Consider the following 7,150-nt stretch of genomic DNA (forward strand, 5'->3'; position numbering starts at 1 on the left):
ATAAAAAGCGCCGGCCCGCTGCTCATTCCCTGCAGACGCCTTCAACAGGGAAGCCCTTGATGATTTCATTCAAACAACAATTACCGCGCCTGACCCTCGCCGCCGCATTGGCGATGGGGTTGGCGCCGCAGGCGATTTTCGCTGCGGATTCCGCCGTTCAAGTGTTCACCTTCGACATCGCCAGCGGCCCGCTCGACGAGGTCTTGCTGGACATCTCACGCCAGACCGGCGTACCGATTTCCTTCAGCCAGAATCTGGTGCAAGGCAAACGCAGCAGTGCGGTGCGCGGTGCCTTGGGCGGGCGTCAGGCCGTTGAAAAAGCCTTGCTCGGCAGCGGCCTGCAAGTCGAGCAAAGCGCTCAGGGCCTGAGCGTGCGTGAAGGCGAGGCGAGCACACCGGTGGCGGCCAAAGTCAGCGCTGTGGCCCCAGTCACCAGTGCCGATTACCGCATGGAAAAAGTCACCGTCACCGGCTCGCGAATTGCCCGAGCGCAGAGCGATGGCGCGACCCCGGTCAACGTCATCACCCACGAAGAGATGGAAGCGCGCGGCTACAAGAACGTCTATGACGCCTTGGCGACGCAGACGCAAAACACCGGCATGACCCAAGGCGAGGACTACGGCAACACCTGGCAACCGGCAGCCAGTGCGATCAACCTGCGTGGCCTTGGCCCCAATCACACGCTGGTGCTGATCAACGGCCGGCGTGTCGCCGATTACCCGACGCCCTATGACGGCAAGGTCAACTTCACCAACCTGGCGAACATTCCCTCGGCGGTCATCGAACGCATCGAAATTCTCAGCAGCGGCGCCTCGGCGATCTACGGTTCGGACGCGATTGCGGGGGTGGTCAACATCATCCTCAAGAAGCAGATCAATGGCATCGACGTCAATCTCAAGGGCGGCACCAGCGAGCGTGGCGGTGGCGATAATCAACGACTGCAAATCAGCGGCGGCGGCAGTTGGGGCGACTTCGACGGCTTGTTCGGCCTGGAGCTGACCAACCGTGATCCGATCTGGGCCGACGATCGCGGCTTCATGCAGAGCGGCCCGCTGGCGGATGTCGGTTACCGTCGCGACCTGAGCAACAACCGCTACCTCGGCCCAGGTTGCGGCGCCTATCAAGGCACCTTCGACAACAAGTTGCTGAACAACGCGGGTCGTTGCCGCACCGATCAGATGTACAACGATTACTGGACGATCCAGACGCAAAAGGAAAACTACGACGGCTACACCCGCGGCACCTGGCACTTCAGCGACAGCGGCCAGGTGTTTGCCGACTTGATGTATGGCCTCGATCACATCCAGAACAACACCCGTGGCCCGACCTTCACTTCACCGGATTTCATTAACCAGAACAGCGGCAATCTTGAACGCTGGTATCGGCGTTACGGTGAAGAGGAAATCGGCGGGCGCACCAGCAACAACAGCAAGTGGACCGACACGTCGTGGACCGGCACCCTCGGTCTCTCGGACAAGATCGCCGATACCGGCTGGAGCTACGATCTGGCGGCCAACCGCTCCGAGTATCGCAGCGTCAGAACCTCGCGCTACACGCCGCTTTCATCGATTCAGGATTTCTACCTCGGCCCGCAATTGGGCACACGCGACGGCTACCCGGTATTCGCACCTGATGCCTCGCGTCTCGACCGCCCGTTGACGCCACAGGAATGGGATCAGTTTCGCAGCAACCTGACCCAGCGCAGCAAGTCGGTCTCGACCAGCTACAACGCCTCGGTCAACGGCGACCTGTTTGACCTGCCGGCCGGCCCGGTCGGATTCGCCGGCGTGCTGGAAGCGGGCAAGCAGGAGTATCGCGTCGACCCGGATGACGGTCTGAATGACGGCACTTTTTATGGCATGAGCCCGGCGCAAAGCTCCGGTGGTTCGCGCAAGCGCTACGCGGCGGGTGGCGAGTTCAGCATTCCGGTCACCGACACCGTGCTGGCCACCGCCGCCGGGCGTTGGGATCAGTACAAATTCAGCGGTCGCAGCGAGCAACAGAAGACCTACAACCTGGGCCTGGAGTGGCGCCCGATCACCAGCCTGTTGCTGCGCGGCAGTTACGGCACCAGTTTCCGCGCGCCGGATCTGAATTACATCTACCAGTCTGACAGCAACGGTTACTACCCGGCGCAGATCGACTACTACGGTTGCAGCCAGGGTGTGCAGGGCGCGTGTGATCGCGGGCGGGTCGACTACACCCAGAGCGGCACCCCGGATCTTGAGTCCGAACGCGGCAAATCCTGGACCTATGGTTTCGTCTGGTCGCCGTCGCGCAACTTCGATTTCTCCACGGATTTCTGGCGGGTCGAGATCGACGACCTGCTGACCACCGTCGACGAAAACCGCCTGTTGCAGCAAGAGAACGAATGCCGCAACGGCACCCAGGACATCAACTCGGCCAACTGCCAGTCGACCCTGGCGCGCATCGACCGCAATCCGGGCAATGCCGCGATTGATCCCAATCAGTTGCAGCGAGTGCGGGTCAATGCGATCAACGCTGCCAGCGAGCGGGTCAGTGGTCTGGACTTCAAGAGCAACATCCGCTGGGGCGCCGGCCAGTACGGCGCGTTCAGTTCGGCGCTGGGCTATACCCTGGTGCTTTCGCATTTCTATAAAGAGTCGGACGAGGCGCCGACCCAGGACTGGCGCACATCGCGGACCAATTACGACTGGCGCAGCAAGGTCAACGCCAGCCTGACCTGGGATTACCAGAAAGCCACGGCGACGCTGATGGGCATTCGTTACGGCTCCGTGACCAACGGCGCGGGTGACGGGCGTCTGTCGCCATGGACGGTGTTCAACGCCAGCGCCCGCTACAAGCTCAACGACCGTGCCAGTGTCGGCCTGACCGTGAACAACGTGCTCAACCAGATCAAACACGATGACTCGGCCGGCTGGCCGTATTACCCGACCGGCAACTATGACCCGTACGGGCGGCAGTGGTGGCTGGATGTGAGTTATCACTTCGGCAGTTGAGCACACGGTATGCGTGAGTAACGTCCTACGGAAAGGGGAGAATTTTTCGCAGAAACGGGGATATTTCCGACGACATTCTCAGGTTGGTCGTCGGAAGCATGATCTATAGCATCGGACATGACATTGAAGTCGTAAACGGCTTGGACGCTCAGGCCTCTGATAACGGATGGATTATGCGAACTCCCCACCTCGAATACGAAACGCCTGCTTATTCCCATCGCCTTCAGTGGCGCACCGATCGTGCCAGATGCCCCATGGAGGATGTCGCGATGCCCAGCGTCAAGGTACCCCGATTGACGGGGGTGAAGAAGGCCGAGGGCCGACCTGTCGACTTGCTCGTAAATGGCCGGAACATAGGTGACGACGCCTTTCTGATCGTTGACCTGACCGACGAAGGTTTTGAGCTGAATGATGTCGTCAACATGCTTTCAACCTCTGAACTTTATCTGCAAGACGATATGGTCAAACGTATCACCGGCAAGTCGGTCAGAACCGTACGACGATTACTGAAGGAAGGTAAAACGGTACGGCTTGACCCGCAGCAGAGCGTCGTCGCCTACCAATATGCGTTGGTGCTGGAAAAGGCCATTTGCGCCTTCGGGAGGCAGTCACGGGCCGAGGAGTGGCTGCGCAAACCGTGCACCTACCTGAACGGTCGCGTCCCCGTGGAGTTTATCCGGCATTCACTCGGGTTTCAGATGGTGGAGCAGTATCTGGGGCAGCTGATATACGGGGTTTACACATGAATCCCTTGCCCTGGGACGAGCAGTGGTACGCCTGGCGGCTGGACGCCGAGGTTTACGGAGGGACGTGGAACAGCGGGATGGGGTCAAATCTCAATGGTGGCCGATGGAACAAACCCGGGCGGCGAGTCGTTTATGCATCAGTCGATCCGTCCTCGGCCATTCTGGAGGTGGCAGCCCATCACAGCTTTGATGCGCTGGACAGTGAACCTTATGTGCTCACGTGTTTTGAGGTCATCAGCGAAGCAAAAGTGAAAATCGTGCAGCCGGAGGATGTGCCGAACCCTTACTGGTTGAGCCCCGCCATGCCTTCACCCAATCAACAACTGTTCGCCGATGCGTTATTGGCAGAGCATCCGTTTGTACTGATCCCCTCGGCGGCAACCCGGCACTCGTGGAATTTGCTGGTGAGCTGCGACTTGGCGGAGGGGCAGTTCAGGATGGTTTCCCAAGAGCGGTTTGGGCTGGATACCCGGTTGCTGAGAGAGATGGAGCTGGCTTGATCCACACGTGCCATTTTTTTGCATAACCTCATCACCCAACGGTCTAAATCGGGCTCTATAAAACCCTGCTGTCCATTGCACATCCCTGCATAAACCAAAACGCAGGGATGGCTGTTCATGATCCATTTTTCACCCGTTAGATCCCGTTTGAGCCTGGCCTTGCTGCTGGCGATCAATACCTTGCCGGCGGTCGCTGCCGACGAGCCGACCACCCAATTGCAACGGGTGGAAGTCACCGGTACGGCAATTCGCCGGGTCGATGCGGAAACCGCGGTGCCGGTCACCATTCTGCGAGTTGAAGAACTGCGCGAGCAGGGCGTGAGCACCACCGAAGAACTGGTGAGCCGGATTTCCGCCAACCAGTCATCGGTCGGCTCCGGTCGTTCGGTGGGTTCGAGCAGCGGCGGGGCGTCGTATGCCGATCTGCGTGGTATCGGCCCGAACAAGACGTTGGTGCTGCTCAACGGCCGGCGGCTGAGCAACAACGCGACCAACGCGATCAATGGTTCCGGGGTCGACCTGAACACCATTCCGTTCGCTGCCATCGACCGTGTCGAGGTGCTGCGTGACGGTGCTTCGGCGCTGTACGGCACCGATGCGATCGGCGGGGTGATCAACTTCATCACCAAGACCAACCTGACTGAAGGTCAACTGAGCACCAACTACGACACACCGACCCATGCCGGCGGTGGTGAGAGTCGCAATTTCAGCGGCAGCTGGGGCTTCGGCGATCTGCAGGATGACCGCTTCAATGTGTTTGGCGTGGTCAGTTATGACAAGCAGCAGCGGCTGGCTGCCGAGGATCGCGGTTACACCTACAACTATCAGCCCGGACGCGGCCTCGATTACACCTCCGGCACCGCATCGCCTGCCAACTGGAGTCAGGGCAGCAACGCCACCAATCCGCTGGCCGGTTCCGGCTGCAACGCGCCGGGCCTGCTGGCGCGCAATGGCATCTGCCGTCAGAGCCTGTGGAGCTATCTCGATCTGGTTCCGGAAACCGAGAAGACCTCGGCTTTCGCCAAAGCCACCGGCAAGCTTGCGGACGATCACAATGTCAGCCTCGAATACTTCTGGGCACGTAACGAAAACCGCACGCAGATCGGCCCCGGCACCTTGATGGGCAATCAGGTCAATCCCGGCACGGCGTTTTATCCCGGCAACGGCATTACCCCCGGCCCCAACGGTTTCGCCCTCGACCCGACGCAACCGGTGGATGTGAACTGGCGCGAAACCGCCGTCGGCGCGCGCCAGCACGAAGACGACAACACCGGTCAGCGTTTGCTGTTGAGCTTCGATGGCAGCGTCGTCGGCTGGGACTACAACGTCGGTGCGTCGTACAACCAGAACAAGGTGGTCAATGCCATCGAGGCCGGTTACGTCAACGACCGCGCCGTCAGCGCCGGTATTGCCAACGGCATCATCAACCCGTTTGGCCCGCAAACCGCCGCCGGGCAGGCGCTGCTGGCAGCCAACGCGGTGGACGGCGATTACTCGACGGCGGTCGGGCGGGTCAAGGCGATTGACGGACGAGTCAGTCGCGAAATCGGTGACTGGTTTGGTGCCGGACCGTCGGCACTGGCGCTGGGTGGCGAATACCGCAAGGAAGATTTCCATCAGGACTTTGCGCAGTTCGCCGCCGACGTGCAGAGCCTGGGCGTCGACCCGAATGCCAGCGTTGCCGGGGATCGCAGCGTCTCGGCGCAGTACGCCGAGGTCAACGTGCCGGTGCTCGACAGCCTGGAATTGTCCGCTGCCGTGCGGCACGACAAGTACAGCGACTTCGGCAGCACCACCAACCCGAAATACTCGTTCCGCTTCCAGCCGTTCAAGCAACTGGTGGTGCGTGGCGCCTACAGCGAGGGCTTCCGCGCGCCGTCGTTGTACGAGTTGTACAACCCCAATTTCACCACCTTCACTGTCGCCAACTACAACGATCCACGGCTGTGCGCCGGCGGCAACCCGAGCAACGGCGGGATCGCCAACCGCGATTGCGCCCAACAGTTCTACAGCCGCACCGGTGGCAACACGGACCTCAGTCCGGAAACCGCGCGCAACGTCACCCTCGGTTTCGTCTATCAGCCGTTCGAGCGCCTGAGCACCGGGCTGGATTTCTGGTGGATCAACATCGCCAACCAGATCGCCGAATTCCCGGAGTCAGCGGTGTTCGAGAACCCGGAGCTGTACCCGGATCGCCTGGTGCGCAAGCCGGACGGCTCCATTGATCACATCGTTACCGGCCTGGCCAACCTCGGCAAGATCAAGACCAATGGTGTCGACGTCAGCTTCGATTACCGCTTGCCGAGCACCCCGTACGGCAATTTCGGCATCGGTCTGCAAGGTACCTACGTCAGCCGTTACGAATACCAGCAGCAGCTCAAGGGCGACTACATCGACAAGCTCGGCGATTTTCGTGGCGGCGACTTTTCCTCGGCCGGTGCCGTGGCTCGCTGGCGCCACAGCCTGACCGGCAGCTGGAACTACGGCCCCTACGGCGTGGCGCTGACCAACCGCTACACCAGCGGTTACCACGACTCCGACCGCGAGACCCACGATTACGTTGGCTCCTACAACGTCTGGGACCTGGCCGGCACCTACACCTGGCGTAAAACCCTCAGCGTGACCCTCGGCGCGAAAAACCTGTTCGACCGCGAGCCACCGTTCAGCAACCAGACCTACACCTTCCAGAGCGGCTACGACCCGAAGTACGGCGACCCGTTCGGGCGAACGCTGTACACGCGGGTCAATTACAAGTTCTGACCCGACCAGTGTAGGAGCTGCCGAAGGCTCGGGCCGGGGGGGGGGGGGGGTTTTTTTTTTTAAAAAAAAAAAAAAAAAACCCCCCCCCCCGCCGCGGCCGCCCAGGTTGTTAGGGGGGGGGGGGGGGGGGGTTTGTTATAAGAAGGGCCAAAACCCCCCCCCC

General features: G+C 60.8%; 4 protein-coding genes. All 4 read left to right on the plus strand.

The genetic code is table 11. From position 1 onward, the window contains the following. The first annotated feature begins 59 nt into the window (after positions 1 to 59). The 4 genes from ACIP8I_RS00620 (at position 60) to ACIP8I_RS00635 (ending at position 6,987) form a co-directional block, all read left to right on the plus strand. Complete coding sequence (locus tag ACIP8I_RS00620) at positions 60 to 2,981, plus strand: TonB-dependent receptor domain-containing protein (RefSeq protein WP_400757935.1); 2,922 nt, start codon at positions 60 to 62, stop codon at positions 2,979 to 2,981. A gap of 269 nt (positions 2,982 to 3,250) precedes the next feature. Then, entirely contained in the window at positions 3,251 to 3,727 is a 477-nt protein-coding gene (locus ACIP8I_RS00625; RefSeq protein ID WP_400757936.1) for an antitoxin Xre/MbcA/ParS toxin-binding domain-containing protein, read from the plus strand. Then, complete coding sequence (locus ACIP8I_RS00630) at positions 3,724 to 4,227, plus strand: RES family NAD+ phosphorylase (RefSeq protein WP_400757938.1); 504 nt, start codon at positions 3,724 to 3,726, stop codon at positions 4,225 to 4,227. Before ACIP8I_RS00625 ends, ACIP8I_RS00630 begins: the two co-directional genes overlap by 4 nt. Positions 4,228 to 4,344: 117 nt before the next feature. Further along, positions 4,345 to 6,987, plus strand: coding sequence for a TonB-dependent receptor (locus ACIP8I_RS00635; protein WP_400757939.1), 2,643 nt, complete (start codon positions 4,345 to 4,347; stop codon positions 6,985 to 6,987). Positions 6,988 to 7,150 lie beyond the last annotated feature (163 nt).

Origin of the sequence: Pseudomonas sp. NPDC088414 (genome assembly GCF_044753325.1) — a bacterium.
In the GTDB taxonomy this organism is placed as follows: domain Bacteria; phylum Pseudomonadota; class Gammaproteobacteria; order Pseudomonadales; family Pseudomonadaceae; genus Aquipseudomonas.